The sequence below is a fragment of the Streptomyces sp. HUAS TT11 genome (genome assembly GCF_051553595.1).
Classification (GTDB): domain Bacteria; phylum Actinomycetota; class Actinomycetes; order Streptomycetales; family Streptomycetaceae; genus Streptomyces.
This window is the reverse complement of sequence record NZ_CP196184.1, coordinates 140385-160017: the sequence shown is the minus strand read 5'-3', so window position 1 is coordinate 160017 and position 19633 is coordinate 140385. Positions and strand designations below refer to the sequence as shown.

The following is a 19633-nucleotide window of genomic DNA, read 5'->3' as shown; positions in this document are numbered from 1 at the left end:
AGGCTGACGAGCCGTTCCCGTACCCGACCCCGGACGGAGCGCCACCATGACGACGCCCACCACCGCGCTCGACTGGAACCACAGCTACCGCAACGGCGACCACCACACCTACTGGGAGCTCAGCCACCCCTCCGCCGAACTCGTCGGATTCCTGGCAGCCCGCGGACCGGGCGCGGGACGTACCGCCCTCGACATCGGCTGTGGAACCGGATGGGACGCCATCGCCCTGGCGAGCGCCGGATACCGGGTCACCGGCATCGACCTCAGCGAGGAAGCTCTCACACTGGCCAGGGCCCGCGCCGCAGCGGAAGCACCCGTCGGCGCCTCGCCCGCCTTCCAACAGGCCGACGTGCGCGACCTGCCGTTTCCCGACGGGGCCTTCGACGTCGTCGTGGACCGTGGCTGCTTCCACCACCTCGGCGGGGAGGACCGGGCGATGTACGCCGGCGAAACCGCACGCGTCCTGCGTCCGGGCGGCTGTCTCTACCTCAGAGGCAGCCGCGTGGACAGCTTCCCGTTCAAGCCGCTCACCGCGCGGGGCCTGGCCGACGACTTCGTCCGCTTCGGCTTCGCAGTCGGCCCCCTGTTGCCATTCCCACTCCAGACGGACGCGATGAGCCTGCCCGCGCACGCCTGCGTACTGACCCGGACCACGACCAGCGAGGGAGCGAACGCATGAGCATGACGACCTCGGCGCGCACGACGCAGACGCCGGTCCCTCCCACCACCCCGGGCGACCCCACGGTGGCGCGCCTCGCAGCACTCACCGACCTGGTGACGCCGTACGCGATCCGCGCTGCGGCCACCCTCGGGCTGGCCGACCTCATCGCAGAGGGCATCACCACAGCCGACGCCCTGGCCGAACGTACCCGAAGCGACGCCGACGCCCTGCGCCGGCTCATGGACCACCTGGCGGCCAGCGGGCTCCTCGAAGAGCCGGATCCAGGCTGCTACGCCCTCACCGAACTCGGGTGTGTCCTGAGGGACGACCATCCCGCGCGTACCCGTGCATGGCTGGACCTCGACGGCGGTATGGGCCGCTCCGATCTGGCGCTCAGCGGCCTGCTCACGACGATCCGCACCGGCGAACCGGCCTACCCGGACCGGTTCGGCGCGTCCTTCTGGGAAGACCTGGCCGCCAATCCCACGCGAGCCGCGTCCTTCGACACCCTCATGGAGACGCACCTGGCGAACGTGGAGGCGGCAGCGGATTCCTACGACTGGAGCAGCGCCGGCCACGTAGTCGACGTAGGCGGAGGATCGGGGAAGCTACTCACCCGCATCCTCAACGCAAACCGCGAACTGCGCGGCACACTGGTCGAACTTCCCGGCACCGCCGAGAACGCCCGCCGTCAGTTGGCCGACGCCGGCCTCACCGACCGCTGCACGGTGGTCCCCGGCACGTTCTTCGACCCACTGCCGTCCGGCGCCGACGCCTACGTCCTCTCCTTCGTCCTGCACGACTGGAACGACCGCCGGGCCGCGCAGATCCTTGACCGTTGCGCCGCGGCTGCCGCACCGCACGGTCATGTTGTGGTGATCGAACGGCTGAGGGAGGAGGGCATGAAACAGCCGTGGGCGACTGCGATGGATTTGCGCATGCTGCTGACTGTGGGCGGCCGGGAACGCACTCTCGACGATTTCCGTGCCCTCGCAGCCACGGTGAACCTCACCTTGAATACCGCCGTGCAGACCCCCACGGGCGCTTCGGTGCTGACGTTCGCAACGAATCAGCCTCCCCGCGACCGGTAACCGGTGTCCCTCGCTGCGCTGTGCCGGTGGCGAACCAGTTGGCGGCCGGCAGACCTGCTCGATTCGATTCCCCCGCACGCAGTGCGGTGTTCCGACGACCCATGAACGCGGGCGTGCGCCTCTCGGAAGTTCCGCCGGGCCTGCTACGGGGCCGGCTTCACACAGAAACCGGATGCGCAGAAATGTCCCATGAAGCGGGAGGTGACAGCGGTGCGTGCTGAAGGCCGACGCGGTAGTCCGAGGGACAGGAGAACCACGATCCAAGAGTGGGTAGGCCTGGTAATGCACTGCCTCGCCGCCACAGGATGCATCTGGGTGGCCGTGCCTTTGGGGGCAGAGTACGAAGGCCCCATCCCCGGTCACCCCGAACAGCTCCGTCCCAGCGCGCCGTTGACCCCAGCAGAACGGGCACTACAACGGCAACTCAAGGGCGTGGGACGTGCGGCCTGGTGGCTCCACTCGGGGCTTGTGGCAGAGCCCTGCCGACGGGAGTCAAGTACTGCCGAGGTGCCAAGGCGGTGACGCGCCCGCGGTGCAGCCCGCCGGGTGTCCGCAGTTGACGAAGTCGAGGTGTGACGACTTGGCCAGCAGTCTGCGTGGGCCCCCTGACTGCGTAGGTGAAAAGCGAGCGTAGTTGCCGGTGGATGTCGGTGTGAACTCTTCACTGCCCTGGCCGGTGATGTCTCAGCCGGCACGTCGATTCGGCTGCGCGCCGGGCACGAACTGCGCACGACCGGCCATCCGTCGTCCACCGATGTCTTCGCCTCGCTGCCCGAAGACCCGCGCCTGGAGGAACTTGGTTCTTCTCCTCTCGCTCGGTGAGAACCTGAAACAGCCGCTCCGCGCCCCTGCGGTCAAGCTCCATGTAGCCGAGTTCATCAATGCACAAAAGATCGACACGGCCGTAGCGGGCGATCGTCTTGGGCAGCTGCTGCTCGTCGGCGGCATCACGACTCGATGTCCAGGTTCAGATGGGCGCCGGTGAAGCGGTGTTCGGGTATAGCAGTCTCCTCAAGACGCATCAGTCCGCGCGCCAGGTCGATCACCACCGCGTGCTTCGGATCGCGGGCACCCAGCGCTCGGGCATCGGCGACGAAGGTCAGGCGGGTGCGTAGGACGGCGAGGGCGTTGCGAGTTCTCGCTCCGTATGCTCAGCCGCCGCAGCAAGATCCACTTCACCGATGTGGGCGGCGCCTGCTTGGGCTCGTCATCACGCCCAGCCGGTGGACGAGAGGCGCCGAGACTTCCCGTGCTGGAAGAGATCCGTGTGCCCCCAGTGGCTGTCCGCGAATCGGCCGGAGTACGTCGGGGCGACAAGACATCCTCCTGTCGCAACCAGGGGCACCCGCCAAGACGTCAGATCAAGCACACGATCACCCTGGCCGAGGGATCAGCGGGCGAACCGCCTGCGCCGCGGCAGCCAAGGCGGCTTGCCCACAGGGTTCGATATGAGGTCACCGACGCCGCAACGAATTCGAGCAGACCATCAAAAGGCGCAAACCCTCGACCATCCCAGTTCCCTCCATGATCACGGCTTGCCTGATCAGGCCCATGAGATCTACAGTGAATGCGCTTTCATTTTCTTTCGGGGCTCCGCGACGATGGTGCTGTCGGCACGGGCGGCCCCGACCGGTGAACGGAACCGCATCGTGACAGCCGCGCCTACCGTGTACGACGTGGCGGAGCGCGCGGGCGTCTCCATTGCCACTGTCTCCCGCGTCTACCGCACTCCCGATTCGGTCCGCGCCTCCACCCGCGAACGGGTGCTCGCTGCGGCCCGCGAACTCGGCTATGTCCCCAGCGGCAACGCCCGCGGTCTGGCGAGCCGTTCCACCGGAGTGATCGGGCTGTGCTTCCCCGACTACGGCGACCCCGCAGCCGATACTGAGGACGACGACACTGCCATGCTCTACTCGGATCAGATCATCCGAGGCATGGAACGCGCCGCCCGCCGTCACGGCTACGCCCTGCTCATCGCCGCGTCGCTCAAGGGTGGCGCCGCAGGGCTGGTCGCCAAGGTCGCTGGACGCGTCGACGGCTTCGCGGTGATGGCCCGCACGGTGCCCACCGAGGAACTCGAAGTGATCTCCCGGCGCAAGCCGGTCGTGATGCTTGCGGGCCCTCGTGAAGGCACCGAGTTCCTGGACCATCTCGACCACATCGAGGCGGCCAATGAGGACGGTCAGCACGAGCTGACTCGTCACCTCCTGGTCGATCACGGCGTCCGGCGCCCCGCCTACATCGGCACCATCGAGGAGTCGCCGGACGTTCAGGCCCGCTTCGACGGCTTCCGGCTCGCCTGCCGGGAGGCGGGTGTCAAGACGGGCGACGAACCCGCGCTCCGCCTTGGCCGGTTGACGCAGGAGGAGGGCGCACGTGCTGCCGCGCGGTTGTGCGAGAGTCCCGGAGAGCTACCGGACGCGTTCGTCTTCGCCAACGACCAGACGGCCGTGGGCGCCCTGCGCGAACTGGAACGCCGTGGCCTGTCGGTCCCCGATGACGTGATCGTCACGGGCTTCGACGGCATCCCGCTGAGCCGCTTGGTACGGCCGGCCCTCACTACCGTGCGCCAGCCCATGGTGCGCATGGGTGAGGAGGCGACCGAACTCCTGGTGCGCCGCCTGAGTGGAAAGGGCGAGGGCGAACCCGTCTCCCGCGTGCTCCCGGTCAGTGTGGCCCGACGCGCCAGCTGCGGCTGCACAGAGACGACTCCCACACTCTGAAAAGCGCTCGGTGCAGAGGTAGGGCGGGAGTGGGTGTGGGTGGGACTGGACGCGCAGCGCGGCACGACGGTCGCTGGATGGTCCGGTATGCGGTTCTCCTGCGAAGGCGGCGCAGATGCGTGTCCGCGGTGCCATAGAAACGGCGCATGCGGGTATCCAGGCGGGAAGTCGCTCTGGCATCTGTTCTCGAGCTCAAGCATCGTCGGCCGCACAGCCGGTAGGTCACACCCAGGTTCCCACCACCCGCTACCCCGAGGGCTGCCGTAGGTTGTTCACTGCCTGCTTCGGGGTCGTCAAACGTTGGGCGGCTGTCCCTGGGCGGGTTCCGGGCGATGCCGGACGGTGATTGCGCATGCGAAGTCGCCGAGGGTGGGCCGGGGCCGGCGGGGTGGCCGACCTGGCCTGGATCGCGGGCCTTGCGGCAGCCCCTTTGGGTGAGCTCGGCTGGATGCATTGGGGTGTCGTGCAAGGGGAGCACCGTATGGCAGGCCCTTCGGGCGTGTGAGGTGAGGTCCCCCACACATCTGCTTTATTCTTGCAAATTTCGGACCTTGGCATGCTCCGATGGACAAGGGTCCCATGCGTGCGGTGCTTGCCCTGTCCGGCGCCTCATGGGAAACACCCGCATTGACGTCCGGGCCGTTACGGGAGTGTGACCAAGACCCCTCTTGTCAGTTCGGGATCGGCTGGAACAGAGTGATGTATGCGCTTACAGGCAGCGCATACATGCATCAAAGCTCAAGGAGGAGCCGTCCAAATGAACCGCGCCGCCGCAATCGGTTCGATCACCCTCACCCTGGCGTCCGCGCTCGCCCTGAGCGCTTGTGGTGGCTCGGGTGGCGCTGGTGTCGCCGCCGGCGCCAAGCAGACCCTCACTGTCTGGGCCATGGGCACCGAGGGTGAGAAACTGGGGGACGTCGCCAAGGTCTACGAGAAGGCTCACTCGAACGTCACCATCAAGGTCACGCCCGTGGGCTGGGATGTCGCGCACCAGAAGCTGGTCGCTGCGGCCGCTGCCGGCAAGCTCCCCGACGTGGTGCAGATGGGCGGGAGTTACCTCGGCGAGTTCGCCGACATGGGCGCACTGGAGCCGGTCGACACCAAAACCTTCAAGCAGGGCGACTATTTCCCCGCTGCCTGGCAACAGGGCGAATACGACGGCAAGATGTATGGCGTCCCGTGGTACGTGGACACCCGCGTCCTGTACTACCGCACCGACCTCGCGAAGACGGCCGGCATCGCCCAGGCCCCCGCCACCATGGCCGACCTGCAGAAGGACGCCGCGGCATACCAGTCCAAGGCGCATACCAAGTACGGCCTGTACATCCAGTCGGCCGGCCTCGACACGGTGCAGAGCTTCTACCCGTTCCTCTACTCGGCGGGCGGCGCGATACTCGATGACAAGGGCAAGCCTGTTGTCAACTCACCCGAAGCGGTCAAGGCCCTCGACTACTACAGCAGTTACATCAAGAAGGGTCTGACCCAGAAGTCCGTTCCGCCGGGCTACGACGTCACCAAGGACTTCAACACCGGCGCAGCGCCGATGTTCATCGGCGGCCCCTGGATGTCCGGCCTGATCGCCGACAACTACCCCGGCCTCAAGGGCAAGTGGGCCATCGCCCCGCTCCCGGCCGACACCAAGGGCTCGGTGTCGATGGCTGGCGGCTCCAGCCTCGCGATCTCCGCGGACAGCCAGCACAAGGCCGCCGCGAAGGACTTCATCAAGTACCTTACCGACCCGGCGGGCCAGGCCGACTGGTTCACGCGCACCAATGATCTGCCGGCCGCCCGCGCTGCCTGGAACACCGGCAAGCTCTCCACCGACGCCGATCTGAAGATCTGGAAGCAGCAGGTCGAGACGTCGAAGACCATCCCGTCGGAGCCGAAGCTGACCGAGATCACCTCCAAGGTCGACGCCGCCATCGGCGCTGTCACCCAGGGCAGCTCGTCTGCCAAGTCCGCGCTGGACCAGGCCCAGTCCCAGATCGAAGGGCTCGTCAAGTAACCGTCATGTCTTTCACGACAGGGCAGGCCGCGTCGGATGCGGCCGTGACGAAGAAGCGGGAGTCCGCGAGGACTCCCGCCTCCCGGCCGGGCCGGCGCTCGCTCGGCCGGCACAACCTGCACGGATGGCTGTTCTCCGCCCCGTTCCTGGTGCTGTTCGGCGTCTTCATGCTCTTCCCGATCGTCGCGACGCTCCTGATGAGCTTCACCGACTTCGGGGCGCGCAACGTCACGCACCCGGGTGACGCGAACTTCGTCGGCGTCGACAACTACACGCAGTTGTTCCAGGACGACACGTTCCTCACGGCGTTGTTCAACACGGCGTACTTCGTGGTCGTCGGAGTGCCGCTGACCATCGTGCTCGGCCTGCTGGTCGCGATCCTGCTGAACAATGGCATCGACCGGGCCCGCACCTTCTTCCGCGTCGGCTTCTACGCCCCAGTGGTCACCACCATTGTCGCCGTGGCCGTCGTCTGGAGGTTTGTGCTCGACCCGTCGGACGGACTGGTAGCCGGCCTGTGCTCGGCGCTCGGCGTGCACACCCCGGACCTGCTCGGCTCGCGGACCTGGGCGATGCCCGCCCTGATCGTGATGGCCGTGTGGCGCAACATGGGAACCGTGATGGTGCTGTTCATCGCCGGTCTCCAAGCCATCCCCACCGAGGTCCGCGAGGCCGCCCGCCTCGACGGCGCGGGCGCCTTCCAAGAACTGCGCCGCATCACCGTCCCGTTGCTGCGGCCCACCCTGCTCTACGCCACCGTGATCACCACCATCGGCTATCTCAACGTATTCGAGGAGCCGTTCGTCATGACCCAGGGCGGTCCCACCAACGCGACTCTCACGGTGTCGCTGGACATGTACCAGCAGGGCTTCAACTTCTTCCACATGGGCTACGCGAGCGCCATGGCGTACGTCCTGTTCGTCGTGATCATGGGTATCACGGTGCTCCAGCTCCGACTCATGAAGGACAACACCCGATGAGCGCGCCGACGGCACCCGCGCCGAACCACCGCCCGCGGGGAGCGGCGCTACGCAAGCCGCTGCTCTACCTGGTCGCCTGCGCGGGTCTGCTCGTGATGGCCACGCCGTTCCTGTGGATGGCGCTGTCCGCCTTCAAGACGAAGGAGGATCTCACCGCCAGCCCGCCGGTGTGGATCCCGAGCCATTGGACGCTCGGCAATTTCACCGAGCTGCTCGACCAGCTCGACATGCCGCGGTTCTTCCTGAACTCGCTGATCGTCGCCGTGCTCGTCACGGTCTGCAACCTGCTGTTCTGCTCGATGCTCGGCTACGCCCTCGCCAAACTGCGCTTCTCCGGACGATCCAAGGTCTTCGGTGTCGTCCTGGCCGCGCTGATGGTCCCGAGCAACCTCATGGTCCTCCCGCTGTACGTGCTGATGAACCAGATGGGTCTCATCGACACCTACGCCGGGCTGGTCCTGCCGTTCGCGGCGAGCGCCTTCGGGGTCTTCCTGATGCGGCAGTTCATGCAGAGCCTCCCGGACGAGTTGCTGGAGGCGGCGCGGATGGACGGCGCGGGGGAGTGGTACATCTTCTTCCGCATCGTGCTCCCACTGGTGAAGCCCGCCCTCGCCACGCTGACGATCTTCACGTTCCTCGGCTCCTGGAACAACTTCATCTGGCCACTGATCGCGACCAACGACCCCGGCAAGTACACGCTGCCGGTGGCCCTAGCGACCTTCGCCAACGACCCGAACCGCACGGTCGCGGGCGGCAACGGCATGCTGATGGCCGGCTCCTTGCTGGTCGTTGTCCCCGTGCTGCTTGTCTTCGCCGTACTGCAGCGGCACTTCACCCAGGGCATCGCGACCGCCGGGCTCAAGTGACCCCGGCACGCCTGCGGCCGGGCGGAGCCCCGCGAAAGGTTCCGCCCGGGTCCCGCCCGCGGCGTGCGCGCCCGGCCCCCACACGCACCAGAAAGACAGAACGAACGATGACGCACACCTCGACCAGCTTCCCCGACGGCTTCCTGTGGGGCGCCTCCACCGCCGCCCACCAGATCGAGGGGAACAACGTCAACAGCGACTGGTGGCGCAAGGAGCACGACCCGGCCGCCGGCATCGCCGAGCCGAGCCTGGACGCCTGCGACAGCTACCACCGCTGGGAGCAGGACATGGACCTGCTTGCCTCGCTCGGCTTCACCGACTACCGCTTCAGCGTCGAGTGGGCCCGCATCGAGCCGGTGCGCGGCACCTTCTCCCGCGCCGAGATCGCCCACTACCGCCGCATGGTCGAGGGCGCCCTCGCCCGCGGCCTGCGCCCGATGGTCACCCTGCACCACTTCACCGTGCCGCAGTGGTTCGAGGACCTCGGCGGCTGGACCGCCGACGGCGCCACGGACCTGTTCACCCGCTATGTCGAGCAGTGCGCGCCGATCATCGACGAGGGCGTCGCCCATGTCTGCACCATCAACGAGCCGAACATGATCGCCGTGATGGCCGGCCTCGCCAAGTCCGGCGAGAAGGGCTTCCCGCCCGCGGGCCTGCCCACGCCCGACGAGGAGACCACCCACGCGATCATCGCCGCCCACCACGCAGCCATGAAGGCCGTCCGCGAGATCAACTCGGACATCAAGGCCGGGTGGACCATCGCCAACCAGGTCTACCAGGCGCTGCCCGGCGCGGACGACATCACCGCCGCCTACCGCCACCCTCGCGAGGACGTCTTCATCGAGGCCGCCCGCGGCGACGACTGGATCGGCGTCCAGTCGTACACGCGCACCAAGATCGGCGCCGACGGTCCCGTCCCGGCCCCCGATGCGGCCGAGCGCACCCTGACGCAATGGGAGTACTACCCCCGCGCCGTCGGCCACGCCCTGCGGCACACCGCCGAGATCATCGGCCTCGACATGCCGCTGATCGTCACCGAGAACGGCATCGCCACCGCCGACGACACGCGCCGCGCCGACTACTACGCGGGCGCCCTCGACGAGGTCGCGGCCTGCATCGAGGACGGCCTGAACATCCAGGGCTACCTCGCCTGGAGCGCCCTCGACAACTACGAGTGGGGCTCCTTCAAGCCGACCTTCGGTCTGATCGCCGTCGACCCGGAGACGTTCGAGCGGACCGCGAAGCCGTCCGCCGTCTGGCTCGGCGGCCTCGGCCGCACCCGCGAACTGCCGCGCACGTCCGTCTGACGCGCCGGCCTGCGGCCGGGCGCCGGCGGCCACCTGACCCCCGCCGGCTCCCGGCCGATCACGCCGTACGACCACGCCTCACCCGTACGGCCACGTTCCACCAGCACCACGACAGATGCCTTGTTCCCGTCCTACCTCGTCACAGGAGTCGGACCGCATGAACCGTCGTCGTTTCCTCGCCGCCGCGGGCACCGCGCTCGCCGCCACGTCCCTCACCGGCACCGCAGCCCACGCGGCCGCGCGCCCCGCCCCGCCCGTCCCCGGCGAGCGGTCGGCCGCCGAGCTGCGGGAGTGGTTCGCCGCCACCTACCGGTCTGTCATGGCCATGACCAGCGACTTCGGCCTGGCCTCCGACAAGATCGACGTCAGCGGGACCGGCACGCCCAGGCCCTCCGTGCAGACCTCGCCCACCAACATCGGCTGCGGTCTGTGGTCGACTGCCGCCGCCGGCGGCCTCGGCGTCATCCCGGCCGCCACCATGCGCGAACGCCTCGCCCACACCGTCTCCGCCGTCGAGCGCCTGGAGCGCGCGCACGGCTGGTGGTTCAACTGGTACGACGCGCACAACGGTTCGGTGCTCACCACCTGGCCAGAATCCGGCGACCCGGTGCGCCCGTTCCTCTCCACAGTTGACAACGCCTGGCTCGTCACGGGCCTCAGGATCGCAGCCCACGCCTCCCCCGAACTGCGCCCCCGCATCGCGACCCTGCTCGCCGACGCCGACTGGTCGTACTACTACACCCCCTACGACCCGAACGACCCGGTCGCCGGCCCGGGACAGCTGCGCGGCGGCTTTTGGCCGGACAAGCCGGGCAAGGGCGAGCCCACCGGCCACCACTACGGCGCCCTCAACACCGAGCCCCGCATGGCCAGTTACCTCGGTATCGCCGACGGCTCGCTGCCGGGCGACCACTATTGGCACCTCTTCCGCACGTTGCTGCCCGGCATGGGCCAGGAGCAGACACCCGAGGGCGCGTATCGGACGATCGACGGGGTGAACGTCTGGGAGGGCCACTACACTTACCGCGGCCGCAAACTCGTGCCCACCTGGGGCGGTTCGATGTTCGAAGCGCTGATGGTCCCGCTGTTCGTTCCGGAGCCCGAATGGTCCCCGCGCTCCTGGGGCCTGAACCACCGGCGTTATGTCCGCAGCCAGATCGAGGACGGCCTAGTCCAGGAGAAGTACGGCTACTGGGGCTTCTCCCCGGCCAGCGTTCCCGAGGGCGGGTACGACGTATACGGAGTCGACGAGATCGGCATGCAGGAGGACGGCTACTTCCCACGTGCCGTCGTCACCCCGCACGCCTCCATCCTCGCCCTGCCGCAGGCTCCGGACGAGGCGCTCGCCAACCTCCGCGCCCTCGACCAGGATTTCGGCGCCTACGACGACCGCTACGGCTTCCGCGACTCGGTGAACGTAGAGACCGGCCGCGTCAGCGACTTCGTGCTCGCACTGGACCAGGGCATGATCGCGGCGGCCCTCGCCCAGCATCTGCGCCCCGGTCTCCTCCAGGGGCCGTTCCGCACCGGCGGCTTCCAGACCAAGGTCCGCCCGCTGCTGGAGAAGGAACGCTTCTCGATCTGAACTGGGACCTCACGCGGGCAACCAACGGGATCGAGGCAGGCGGCCTCGCAGCCCAGTGCCTTCCCCTGATGGTGAATACCGGCAACAGCCACTCGGACGTGGCGTCTACGGTCTTCAGCAGGGGCAGGTTGCTGTGCGGGCCGGGCAGTGGGTTCCCGGCCCGCACGGGGGTCTGTCAGCCGTGCGCGGCAGCGGCTGTCAGGGCGGGCAGTTCGAGCGCTCCCAGGGCGGCGGCCTGGTCGGTGTCGGTGAGGGTCTGCGCGGTGGAGGTGTCGGCTTGCATCACGCCTCCGGCCGTCATCTGACCACCCCGGACGAAGTGGGTCAGGACCATGTCCTTGGCCTCGGTTCCGATGCAGAGTGTCTTGGTGACGCGCCCGATCGTCTTCGCCGGCTCGGCCGGCGTTGTACCTTGTTGCGCCCTGTGTTGCCGCTTGACGTTGCGTCAGGTGTTGCGCTGGACGTTGCGCGGCCTCACGGCCGGCTTCTACAACGCCCCACGTCAGCGGCGTAAAGGCGCGTGATCGACCTGCTGACGTCCCCTCTGCTGCCACTTATCCCGAGCCGGTTGAAAGAGAGTGAGGAATGACGGCGGGCGTGATCGAGCGTCAGCCTCTCAGATCGGGGCGCCGCGTGTCTGGGCTGCGCGTCGGCTACGCTGCCGCGCTGGAGCGGTGCGCCCCGGACTGTCGGCTCCGGGGCTGGGCGTTGGACGTGGGTGCAGCGATGGGGGCTGCTGCGCCCTCTCGGATCCAACGCCTCAACGCTGAGGTTGCCACCCTGCGCAAGCGCCTCAGCAGGAAGAACACGGAACTCGACGCCCTGAAGAAGTTCCAGGCCACGGCCCTGTCCCGCCTTACAGCCCAGCACGACGAGATCACCAGGCTGCGGAGGGAAATGGAGTCCGCCTCTACCCGCAGTGGGACGACATGACCGCCAAGGCCGTCTCCGGCTTACGCGCCATGATCGACGTCGATGACACCGTCCCGGTGCTCGAGACCATCGGCGAACTCACTGTCGCCAGCGAGCGGTTCTGTACCCTGTGGACCCGCCGCGAGGTCCGTCGTCGCGACACCGGCCTCACCCGGTTGAACCATCCGCTCGTCGGCGAACTCGACCTGCACTACGAGAAGATGGTGCGCCCGCAAGCCCGTCAGCTGATCGTCGTCTACTACGCCGACCAGGGCTCGACCAGCGCCGAGCGTCTGGCACTCCTCAGCGGCCTGACAACGGGCGAGGGCGAATGGGGCGCCGACTTCGGCGGCTCCGGCGTTGGTGGCGCCGGTATGGAGCGTGGCTCAGGATCGTTCAGCTTCAGCGACATCGAAATCCATGGTGCGGCGGCACAAGGCGGCCGCGACCGGTCGCGCCGACAAGCCTACGAGCGACACAGGCCTGCACACCCTGCGGCCGGGCCGGCCGAGTGCAGTGAGGACGCTCGCCCCCGATCTGCTGAGCCTGAGCACGCACCGCACCGAGAGCCTCCGTCAACGAGTGTGGCACCACAGACATCCGATGTAAGCATCCAGATGCTCTGTCGGTCGGAACCCTTGAATACATTAATTATGAGTTTTATGTTGCTCCTGCGTACCCGCAAGCCCCCACGTGTCGCAGAACTCAGCAGGAGGACAACCCACATGACGGTGCCCCACCCCGCCACCCCGCAACCGCCCAGTCGTCGGAGCTTTCTTTCGGCCACCGCTGCCGCTGCAGCTGTCGCGGGCGCAGCGAGCTCACTCGCCGCTCTCGGCCTGCCGGCCTTCACCGCCGCTGCCGCCGAGCCCCACCGCCCGTCGGGCGATCCCCGGACCCCGGACGGCGAGGCGCTGAAGCTGTGGTACACGGCGCCCGCAGCGCAGGACGCCATGATCCAGCAGGCGCTGCCGGTGGGCAACGGCAGGCTCGGTGCCCTCGTCGGCAACGATCCGGGCCGCGAGGCGCTCTACATCACCGACAGCACCCTGTGGACCGGCGGGCTCAACGACGTCCTCGACAACGATGGTCAGTTCCCCTACGAGCGTGTGGAGTTCGGCTCGCTGACGCAGCTCGCCCACCTCACCGTCGAGCTGCCCGACCACACCGCGGACACGATCACCGGCTACCGCCGAACCCTCGATCTGAGCAACGGCCTGGTCACCGCCGAGTACCGGCACCGCGGAGCCGCCCACCGTCGCGAGGTCTACGCCAGCCACCCCGACGACGTGGTGGTACTGCGGATGATCCAGCCCGGCGGCGGCCTCACCGGATCCATCACCCTGGCCGGCACCCATGGTGAGACCGCACTCACCGACGCAGCCGAGAGCACCTCCTCCTTCGCTGCGGCTCTCGGCAACGGCCTTCGTTACGCCGCCGCGGTCACCGCGGTGAGCCGCACCGGCAGGGTTGCCACCACTGCCACCGGCCTGACGTTCACCGACTGCGCCGACCTGCTGATCGTCTTCAGCGGTGGCACGGACTACGCACCGGACCCCGCCCGCGGCTACCGCGACCCGGCCGCCGACCCCCGCGCCCTGGCCCTGAGCAAGGTACACACAGCCGCCAGGCACGACCCGGCCGCGCTGCGCGCGACCCATGTCGCCGACCACCGCAGGCTGTTCGACACCCAGCACGTCTCTCTCGGCGCCTCCACCGGCGAGCAGCGCGCCGCCGACACCTGGACCCGTCTCCAGGCCCGCGCGAAGGAAGGCGCCGCGCCCGACCCCGAACTGGAGGCCGGATACCTGCAGTTCGGCCGCTACCTGATGATCGCCGGTTCCCGGGACAGCGTCCCCATGGGTCTGCAGGGGCCCTGGCTGGACGGCAACGATCCGGACTGGATGGGCGACTACCACACGGACATCAACGTCCAGATGAACTACTGGATGGCCGATCGCACCGGCCTGTCCGCCTGCTTCGACGCCTTCACGGACTACTGCCTCGCCCAGCTGCCCTCCTGGACCGACACCACCCGCCGCCTCTACAACGACCCGCGCAACCGGTTCCGCAACTCCTCCGGGAAAGTGGCAGGCTGGGCCATTGCCTTCTCCACCAACATCCACGGTGGTTCGGGCTGGTGGTGGCATCCGGCGGCCAACGCCTGGATCGCCAATACCCTCTTCGAACACTGGGACTACACCCAGGACACCGCGACGCTCGCCCGTATCTACCCGCTGCTCAAGGGCGCCTGCCAGTTCTGGGAGACGCGGCTGATCACGACCACCATCAACGATCCTGCCACCGGGCAGGACCGCGAGGTCCTCGTCGACGACAAGGACTGGTCACCTGAACAGGGCCCCCAGGACTCCGTGGGCAACACCTACTCCCAAGAACTGGTGTGGGCGCTCTTCAGCAATTTCCACACCGCCAGTCTGGCTCTCGGCAAGGACGCCGCCTACCGGCGCACCCTCGACGGGCTGCGCGAGCGCCTCTACCTGCCGCGGGTCAGTCCCACCAGCGGCTGGGTGGAAGAGTGGATGTCTCCGGACAATCTCGGAGAGGAACAGCACCGACATCTCTCGCCACTGATCGGCTTCTTCCCCGGCGACCGCATCACTCTCGACAGCTCACCCTCCGACCTCCTCTCGGGTGTGCGTACACTGCTCGCCGCCCGCGGTATGGACAGCTACGGCTGGGCGAACGCCTGGCGCGCGCTGTGCTGGGCCCGCCTGAAGGACGCGGAACGCGCCTACCAACTGGTGACGACCAACCTGCGGCCCTCCACGGACAACAGCAACGGCTCCGCCATGAATCTCTTCGACATCTACCAGGTCGAGGACGACCGCAGCATCTTCCAGATCGACGCCAACTTCGGCACACCCTCGGCCATGGTCGAGATGCTGCTGTACTCCCGGCCTGGGCGGATCGAGCTGCTGCCGGCCCTGCCCGCGGCCTGGGCGCGGCAGGGCCGCATCACCGGGATCGGCGCGCGAGGAGGCTTCACCGTTGACCTCGCCTGGCGGAAGGGCAGGCTCACGGAGGCCGTGATCCGCAGTGTCGGTGGCCGCACCACCAAGGTGATCGCACACGGCGTCACACGGACCCTGCGTCTCCACCCCGGTGAGGCCGCGACACTGCACTGGTGAACGAGACGGAGTGGCCCAGCGCTCGGCCGCGCCGGGCCCTCCGCCATGCTCGGGCGCGCGGGCACTCACCTGTCGTACTGCTCCCGCGCGGGTCCATTGCATCAGGTAACTGGAGGATCTTTGCCATGAGTGAACAGACCGGGCAGGGCGGCGCGTTCAGCCGCCGGGGCTTCCTGGCCGCATCGGGTGCCGCAGTCGCGTCACCACGCATTCCGACACCGGAAGGGGCAGCCGACGGAACCACGGTCATGCCCGTGACGTCCACCGGGTTGCCGGCTGCTGCGGCGCGGCCGGATGTCGACTGGGTGAATCCGCTGACGGGGGCGCTCACCACCTCCCCGGACACCGCTTGCGGCAAGACCTTTCCGGGCGCTGTGGTGCCGTTCGGGCTGGTGCAGTTGAGCCCCGACACCGTCAGCGGTGGGGACAACGGCAGTGGCTATTCCGCGGACATGACCACCATCGAGGGCTTCAGCTTCCTCCACCTGAGCGGCATCGGCTGCTACGGGGACCTGGGCCAGCTTCAAGTCATGCCGCAGACCGGGGAACTCGTGACCGGCCGCGACGCAGCCAAGAGCCCCTTCGAGAAGGCCACCGAGACTGCCGAGGCGGGCTACTACAGCGTCGAACTCGGCCGTTACAAGGTTCGGGCGGAACTCACCGCCGCCGAGCGGGCCGGAATCCTGCGGTTCACCTTCCAGGACGCGGGCACCGGCCGAATCAAGGTCGATCTGGCGCGCCGGATCGGCTTCGACGGCACACACACCGTGACTCAGTACGTGCGTCTGGTCGATGACCACACCATCGAGGGCTCCATGACCGCCGACCGCTCCGGGGGCGGTTGGATCTGCGGCAACGGCCCGGTGTACGAGGTGCACTTCTCGATGCGCTTCCACAGGCCGATACGGGTCTTCGGCACCTGGGACAAGGACGATGTCGACCGGCAGGCGCACGAGCGACACACCGCGAGTGACAGCGCGGGCTTCTTCGTGGAGTTCCCTGTCGCAGCAGGCGAGCACATACTGGTCAAGGCCGGCGTGTCGTTCGAGAGCGTGGCCGGTGCACGCGGCAACCTGGCGGCGAGCCTGCCCGGCTGGGACTTCGATGGGCTACGCGCCCGAGCCCGCGCCACCTGGGCCCGTGCGATCGGACGCGTCAAGGCCACTGGCGGCACCGACACGCAACGGGAGATCTTCTACTCCGCGCTCTACCGGACCATGCTGGACCCGAGAATCCGGGACGATGCGCAGGGCCCCGAGCGCCAACGCGGCTTCGCGCGGCGAACGGTCTTCAGCGGATGGGACGTCTTCCGCGCCCAGATGCCGCTGCTCACCATCATCGACGAGCAAGTCGTGTCCGACACCGTCAACACGCTGCTGGAGCTCACGTCCTCCGGCAAGGTCAAGGGCCTGGCCCGCTGGGAGTTGCTGGGGACCGATACCGACACGATGATTGGCGACCCCGCGATCAATGTCATAGCCGAGGCGTACCTCAAGGGTGTTCGGGGATTCGACGCCGATACTGCCTACCGCCGCTGCCGCGATGTGGCACTGGGACCCATCGAGCGCTCCAACCGCAACGACTACGCGAACTGGAAGGAACTTGGCTGGTGCGTGAACACCAGCCTGTCCGAGACCCTGGAGAACAGCTACTCCGACTACGCCTTGGCCCGCTTCGCCCAAGCCACAGGACGCCGCGCCGACGCAAGGGAACTGTTGCGCACGTCCCGGAACTACCGCAACGTGTTCAGCCCGGAGGCGGGCTGGTTCCGCGGACGCAACGCAGACGGCAGCTGGATGGGCGATCAGGAAGGCTGCGTGGAGTCCAACCCGGATCAACAGGGCTGGTTCGTACCGCATGACGTGCCTGGACTGATCGAACTGCTCGGTGGCCGCGAGACGTTCATCAACCGCCTCAATACGATCTTCGAGCAGACACCGCCCGAGGACATGATGCGGTGGAACGACAAGTACAACCACTCCAACGAACCCGTCCACCACATGGCGTTCCTCTTCGTCCACGCGGGAGCGCCATGGCTGACGCAGAAGTGGTCCCGGTACGTGTGCCGGCATGCCTATGGGACCGGCCCGGCGGGCCTCGCCGGAAACGACGACTGCGGACAAATGTCCGCCTGGTACGTGCTTGCCGCCGCAGGCTTCTATCCCGTGGCGCCGGCCAGCGGCATCTACGCCTTGGGCAGCCCGCTCTTCGACGAGGTCACCTTCACCACAAGTCGCGGCACCCGCTTCACCATCCAGAGTCGGCACAACTCTGATGTAAACGACTACGTGCAGTCGGCAACGCTCGACGGAAAGCCCCTGCACCGCGCGTGGCTTCGGCACGAGGAAATCATGGCCGGAGGCCGCCTCGTCCTCGACATGGGCCCGGAACCGAACAAGGAGTGGGGCAGCGCCCCGAGGTGGATGCCCCCGTCCGGCATCTGAGTCTACCGACGGCTGCTCGGCAACTTCGGCTGCGCACCGGGGGGGGAGAGACAGCGGCCTCGGCAGGGGCAGGGCCGCCAGGTCGGCCCTGCTCTGCCCGGCAACGTGCCGTCCTGGGCAGGGACCGACCCGCCGTGGCTGCGGGGCTGCCAAGGCGGTAGGTGACCAACTTGCCATTTCCAGGGAATCTCAACGAGAGGCGATACATCGGGGCTGTCAGGCCTTCGTCAAAGGAGAGTCCATCCGCCGCTGCAGCCGACGAACCACTCGCCGCATCCGGCTGTCCGCAGTCGATCTACGGAGAGTCAAGCGTCGCACCTGGCTGGGATGCCCAACTCCAAGACACAGCTACGCAGCCTGTCAAGTGCCGCGTGCTTGACTGTCCGGGTCAAGCTCGAGGTCGCGGACTTCCTTCCCGAGAGGACGCCAGAATGACGAACGCGTGGCTCCCACCCGAGCAGTACATCGAGACCATCGCCCGGGCCACGTCCTACGCCTGCATCTACTTCACCGACATCGCCGGCCGTCCCTTCCAACTTCGCTCCCACAACAAGGGGGACGTGTGGCAGTGGGCGGGCGGCAACCTGGAACGCGGTGAAACACCCTGGGACGGTGCTCGGCGCGAGTGCCTGGAAGAGACGGGCATCAACTTCCAGGGGATGCAGCGTCTCCTGGGCGTCCACTTTGTGCCCCAGCGAGAACATTGGCCCGCGAATCACATCGGGTTCATTTTCGACGGCGGCGAGCTCAGCGACGCCCAGCTCGCCCGAGTGCGCCTCACCGACGAGCACACCGAATGGCGGGTGGCGACGGTCGACGAGTGGCGTGGGGAGATGACGCCAGTCAACTTCAAGCGGCTCGAAGCGATCCACACCGCACGGGAAACGGGGACCGTCGCCTACCTCGAGGGCCTGTAGGGGGTCGTCGCACGCGTGTCGACTGGTGATCAATGGGCGCGTGGGCGAGGTAGTTGAGCCACGTCCTCGAGGCGCGTAGGCGGAACCGACGAGGTAGCTGTTCGGAGCCTTGTCGTATCGGGTGGCGATACCTTGCCGGGCCACAGCAGCGCCAGGGTGATGCCGCGTGCAGAGATGCCAAGGGGTCGGTGTGGTCTCCAAGCTGGGCCCCGAGCCCAAGGGAACCGGCGGCCGGTGATTCCTCTTCTCTGGCATCTACGACCGAGTTCGAGTAGGTATGCAGGCGGGTAGCATCCTCGTCAAACACATGGACCCGGAGGAAGCCCTCATCTGTGCCCGGCAGGCAGAAAGCAACTGGAGTCGCCCTCGAAAAGGGAGGATCTCCCATGCGCTCGTCGTACATCATCCCGATCGGGGATGGCGGCATAGTTGCCACCTTCACCAAGTACGGGGTGACGCCGAGATGGACGGATCCGAGAGCCTGGACTACCTGTGGAACGGGACCGAGGACGGCTGGGTCGTCATCATGTCCGACCACGGACTGGGCACCATCTACAACCTCCACACACGGATGGCGCTTCTCCTCGAAGACGAGGCCGAATACGAGCAGGCCATCCAGGCGATGCACGAGCACGGGCGTCCGTTCCTGGACACCATCCCATAGTGGGAGTTGGTGGCCTTCCCACCGTCCAGTCGATAGCAGACAGCCACGTGCCGTGGCGTCAAGCCTTGTCGACGAGTCTCCCTACTCGCTCCGGTTATCGATACCACCGGGCCAAGAGCAGGGGGAGGATCGCAGATTTGGCGACACAAGAAGCTAGGAGCAGGCGACGCCGTCTACCGAAGGCTTCCAGAACCCCCTTCGGCTGTCGCCCTGAGCGCCGCACTCGACAGAGCGTCCCGTAAGTGGCCGTGTCCCGTCTCAGTGAGGTTCAGCCGGCCCCGTTGAGAGCGAGCGAGTGCTGTCTACAAAACCAGGTCGACGTGGAT

15 protein-coding genes and 2 pseudogenes are annotated in these 19633 nt (G+C 67.6%); 15 read left to right on the top strand and 2 right to left on the bottom strand.

Going from position 1 to position 19633, the window contains the following annotated elements; translation table 11 throughout:
• Positions 1–46: 46 nt before the first annotated feature.
• From ACSHXN_RS00820 to ACSHXN_RS00810, 3 genes are all read left to right on the top strand, one after another.
• On the top strand, positions 47–679 hold the full coding sequence (locus ACSHXN_RS00820) for a class I SAM-dependent methyltransferase (RefSeq protein WP_356111688.1): 633 nt from the start codon (positions 47–49) through the stop codon (positions 677–679).
• The gene (locus ACSHXN_RS00815; RefSeq protein WP_356292826.1) at positions 676–1752 is read left to right on the top strand and encodes a methyltransferase; all 1077 of its coding nucleotides are present in this window, start codon (positions 676–678) and stop codon (positions 1750–1752) included. The genes ACSHXN_RS00820 and ACSHXN_RS00815 overlap by 4 nt, the downstream gene beginning before the upstream one ends.
• A gap of 189 nt (positions 1753–1941) precedes the next feature.
• Positions 1942–2274, top strand: a complete 333-nt coding sequence (locus ACSHXN_RS00810) for a DUF6059 family protein (protein WP_356292825.1) — start codon at positions 1942–1944, stop codon at positions 2272–2274.
• Positions 2275–2476: 202 nt separating this feature from the next.
• On the opposite strand, the pseudogene ACSHXN_RS00805 reads toward ACSHXN_RS00810, so the two are convergent.
• Positions 2477–2701: pseudogene (locus ACSHXN_RS00805) on the bottom strand (ATP-binding protein); the annotation flags it as partial.
• A gap of 700 nt (positions 2702–3401) precedes the next feature.
• Between ACSHXN_RS00805 and ACSHXN_RS00800 the strand changes: the two are divergent.
• The 6 genes from ACSHXN_RS00800 to ACSHXN_RS00775 all read left to right on the top strand — a co-directional run bounded on the left by ACSHXN_RS00800 (position 3402) and on the right by ACSHXN_RS00775 (position 11221).
• Positions 3402–4475, top strand: a complete 1074-nt coding sequence (locus ACSHXN_RS00800; RefSeq protein WP_355132327.1) for a LacI family DNA-binding transcriptional regulator — start codon at positions 3402–3404, stop codon at positions 4473–4475.
• A gap of 757 nt (positions 4476–5232) precedes the next feature.
• Positions 5233–6480: a sugar ABC transporter substrate-binding protein gene (locus tag ACSHXN_RS00795; protein WP_356111680.1), complete on the top strand. Its 1248-nt coding sequence runs from the start codon at positions 5233–5235 to the stop codon at positions 6478–6480.
• Between the two features lie 5 nt (positions 6481–6485).
• Positions 6486–7460, top strand: coding sequence for a carbohydrate ABC transporter permease (locus tag ACSHXN_RS00790; protein WP_438302406.1), 975 nt, complete (start codon positions 6486–6488; stop codon positions 7458–7460).
• Complete coding sequence (locus ACSHXN_RS00785) at positions 7457–8326, top strand: carbohydrate ABC transporter permease (RefSeq protein WP_356111676.1); 870 nt, start codon at positions 7457–7459, stop codon at positions 8324–8326. Before ACSHXN_RS00790 ends, ACSHXN_RS00785 begins: the two co-directional genes overlap by 4 nt.
• A 107-nt stretch (positions 8327–8433) precedes the next feature.
• Complete coding sequence (locus ACSHXN_RS00780) at positions 8434–9636, top strand: glycoside hydrolase family 1 protein (protein ID WP_383358487.1); 1203 nt, start codon at positions 8434–8436, stop codon at positions 9634–9636.
• A 157-nt stretch (positions 9637–9793) separates the two neighbouring features.
• The gene (locus tag ACSHXN_RS00775) at positions 9794–11221 is read left to right on the top strand and encodes a glucoamylase family protein (RefSeq protein WP_438302405.1); all 1428 of its coding nucleotides are present in this window, start codon (positions 9794–9796) and stop codon (positions 11219–11221) included.
• 175 nt (positions 11222–11396) lie between these two features.
• On the opposite strand, the gene ACSHXN_RS00770 is transcribed toward ACSHXN_RS00775, so the two are convergent.
• The gene (locus ACSHXN_RS00770) at positions 11397–11555 is read right to left on the bottom strand and encodes a hypothetical protein (protein WP_438302404.1); all 159 of its coding nucleotides are present in this window, start codon (positions 11553–11555) and stop codon (positions 11397–11399) included.
• A gap of 392 nt (positions 11556–11947) precedes the next feature.
• Between ACSHXN_RS00770 and ACSHXN_RS00765 the strand changes: the two genes are divergently transcribed.
• From ACSHXN_RS00765 to ACSHXN_RS00740, 6 genes and pseudogenes are all read left to right on the top strand, one after another.
• The gene (locus ACSHXN_RS00765; protein WP_438302403.1) at positions 11948–12154 is read left to right on the top strand and encodes a hypothetical protein; all 207 of its coding nucleotides are present in this window, start codon (positions 11948–11950) and stop codon (positions 12152–12154) included.
• A pseudogene (locus ACSHXN_RS00760) lies at positions 12151–12378 on the top strand (MmyB family transcriptional regulator); the annotation flags it as partial. The gene ACSHXN_RS00765 and the pseudogene ACSHXN_RS00760, both read left to right, overlap by 4 nt.
• Before the next feature lie 480 nt (positions 12379–12858).
• A complete protein-coding gene (locus tag ACSHXN_RS00755) occupies positions 12859–15282 on the top strand; it encodes a glycosyl hydrolase family 95 catalytic domain-containing protein (protein ID WP_438306409.1) in 2424 nt (807 codons plus the stop codon).
• 125 nt (positions 15283–15407) lie between these two features.
• Positions 15408–17726 carry a GH92 family glycosyl hydrolase gene (locus ACSHXN_RS00750; protein WP_438302402.1) on the top strand — a complete coding sequence of 773 codons (2319 nt, stop codon included), beginning with the start codon at positions 15408–15410 and terminating at the stop codon, positions 17724–17726.
• Between the two features lie 431 nt (positions 17727–18157).
• Entirely contained in the window at positions 18158–18643 is a 486-nt protein-coding gene (locus ACSHXN_RS00745) for an NUDIX domain-containing protein (protein WP_438302401.1), read from the top strand.
• Between the two features lie 463 nt (positions 18644–19106).
• Positions 19107–19307 carry a hypothetical protein gene (locus ACSHXN_RS00740; RefSeq protein WP_356292912.1) on the top strand — a complete coding sequence of 67 codons (201 nt, stop codon included), beginning with the start codon at positions 19107–19109 and terminating at the stop codon, positions 19305–19307.
• The last annotated feature ends 326 nt before the right edge of the window (positions 19308–19633 follow it).

What these genes read in the sequence shown, in the direction of transcription:
- ACSHXN_RS00820 (WP_356111688.1), top strand. Translation starts at nt 47, where the DNA reads ATGACGACGCCCACCACCGCGCTCGACTGGAACCACAGCTACCGCAAC.
- ACSHXN_RS00815 (WP_356292826.1), top strand. Translation starts at nt 676, where the DNA reads ATGAGCATGACGACCTCGGCGCGCACGACGCAGACGCCGGTCCCTCCC.
- ACSHXN_RS00810 (WP_356292825.1), top strand. Translation starts at nt 1,942, where the DNA reads ATGAAGCGGGAGGTGACAGCGGTGCGTGCTGAAGGCCGACGCGGTAGT.
- ACSHXN_RS00795 (WP_356111680.1), top strand. Translation starts at nt 5,233, where the DNA reads ATGAACCGCGCCGCCGCAATCGGTTCGATCACCCTCACCCTGGCGTCC.
- ACSHXN_RS00790 (WP_438302406.1), top strand. Translation starts at nt 6,486, where the DNA reads ATGTCTTTCACGACAGGGCAGGCCGCGTCGGATGCGGCCGTGACGAAG.
- ACSHXN_RS00785 (WP_356111676.1), top strand. Translation starts at nt 7,457, where the DNA reads ATGAGCGCGCCGACGGCACCCGCGCCGAACCACCGCCCGCGGGGAGCG.
- ACSHXN_RS00780 (WP_383358487.1), top strand. Translation starts at nt 8,434, where the DNA reads ATGACGCACACCTCGACCAGCTTCCCCGACGGCTTCCTGTGGGGCGCC.
- ACSHXN_RS00775 (WP_438302405.1), top strand. Translation starts at nt 9,794, where the DNA reads ATGAACCGTCGTCGTTTCCTCGCCGCCGCGGGCACCGCGCTCGCCGCC.
- ACSHXN_RS00770 (WP_438302404.1), bottom strand. Translation starts at nt 11,555, where the DNA reads ATGGTCCTGACCCACTTCGTCCGGGGTGGTCAGATGACGGCCGGAGGC.
- ACSHXN_RS00765 (WP_438302403.1), top strand. Translation starts at nt 11,948, where the DNA reads ATGGGGGCTGCTGCGCCCTCTCGGATCCAACGCCTCAACGCTGAGGTT.
- ACSHXN_RS00755 (WP_438306409.1), top strand. Translation starts at nt 12,859, where the DNA reads ATGACGGTGCCCCACCCCGCCACCCCGCAACCGCCCAGTCGTCGGAGC.
- ACSHXN_RS00750 (WP_438302402.1), top strand. Translation starts at nt 15,408, where the DNA reads ATGAGTGAACAGACCGGGCAGGGCGGCGCGTTCAGCCGCCGGGGCTTC.
- ACSHXN_RS00745 (WP_438302401.1), top strand. Translation starts at nt 18,158, where the DNA reads ATGACGAACGCGTGGCTCCCACCCGAGCAGTACATCGAGACCATCGCC.
- ACSHXN_RS00740 (WP_356292912.1), top strand. Translation starts at nt 19,107, where the DNA reads ATGGACGGATCCGAGAGCCTGGACTACCTGTGGAACGGGACCGAGGAC.